A 1,423-nucleotide genomic window follows, 5' to 3' on the forward strand; every position below is an offset into this window, starting at 1 on the left:
GAGCAGGGCCAGGAGGATGACGGAGCCGACGTAGAACACCGCGATGCGGAAGACTACGGAGTTGATGGCTTTGGGCATGATTTTTTCGGGGTTTTCGGTTTCGCCGGCGGCGGTGCCGACGAGTTCGATGGAGGCGTAGGCGAACAGGACGCCTTGCATGAGGATGATCATGGGCAGCAGGCCGTTGGGGAAGATCCCGCCGTTATCACTCAGGAGGCTGAGGCCGACTTGTTGGCCGTCGACGGGGGTGCCGAAGATGACGAAGTAGGTGCCGACGATGAGGAAGATGACCAGGGCGGCGACTTTGATCAGGGCGAACCAGAATTCCATTTCGCCGAAGACTTTGACTGAGACCAGGTTCAGGGCCAGGACGACCAGGAGGGCGGTCAGGGCCGAGGCCCATTGCGGGACGTTGGCCATCCAGGGGATGTAGTTGCCGAAGAAGTGCATGTAGAGGGCGGCGGCGGTGATGTCCACGATGGTGGTGGTGGCCCAGTTGATCCAGTAGAACCAGCCGGAGACGAACGCGGCTTTTTCGCCGAAGAATTCACGGGCGTAGGAGACGAACGAGCCTGAGGATGGCCGGTGCAGGACCAGTTCGCCCAGGGCGCGCAGGATCAGGAACGCGAAGAACCCGCACACGGCGTAGGCGATGACCAGGGACGGGCCGGCCGCGTTCAGGCGGCCGCCGGCGCCCAGGAACAGGCCGGTGCCGATCGCACCGCCGATCGCGATCATCTGGATCTGCCGCGGCTTCAAATTCTTGTGGTAGCCCTTGTCCTCGGCATGCAGGGCACTCTCAGAGGCATGCGCATGCCCACCGTCTATGAGGTGGTCGGGTATGGGGGAATTCGTCATGGGGGTGTCCTTACAGACGGGGATTTTGGGGCGGGTGGTGGGCCCACGCCCGCCGGGTTCCCTGGCCGGGCTTGCGAGGCGAGGGGGCGGGTGGGGACTACTTGCTGAGGTTGGCGAGGCGTTCGGGGCTGAGGAGTTCCTGGAGTTGGGTGTGGGTGAGGAGTCCGTGTTCGAGGACGAGTTCGGCGACGCCTTTGCCGGTGGCGAGTGCTTCCTGGGCGATGGCGGTGGCGGTGGCGTAGCCGAGGTGGGGGTTCAGGGCGGTGACCAGGCCGATGGATTGTTCCACGGTACGGCGGAGGTGTTCGGTGTTGGCGGTGATGCCTCGGATGCAGCGGGCCGTGAGGGTGCGGCACGCGGTTTCGAGGTGGGAGATGCTCTTGTGGAGGCTGTGGACGATGATGGGTTCGAAGGCGTTGAGTTGGAGTTGGCCGGCTTCGGCGGCCATGGTGATGGTGACGTCGTTGCCGATCACTTCGTAGGCGACCTGGGAGACGACTTCCGGGATGACGGGGTTGATCTTGCCGGGCATGATGGAGGAGCCGGACTGGACGGCGGGGAGGGT

2 protein-coding genes are annotated in these 1,423 nt (G+C 64.2%); both read right to left on the minus strand.

Features of this window, described 5'->3' with window-relative positions:
- On the minus strand, positions 1–858 hold an 858-nt coding region (locus tag ARTSIC4J27_RS21705; protein ID WP_152683941.1), incomplete at its 3' end, for an amino acid permease.
- Between the two features lie 97 nt (positions 859–955).
- Positions 956–1,423: lyase family protein (locus tag ARTSIC4J27_RS21710; protein WP_268794403.1), on the minus strand; the 468-nt coding region annotated here is incomplete at its 5' end.

Source organism: Pseudarthrobacter siccitolerans, assembly GCF_001046895.1.
Taxonomy (GTDB): Bacteria; Actinomycetota; Actinomycetes; order Actinomycetales; family Micrococcaceae; genus Arthrobacter; species Arthrobacter siccitolerans.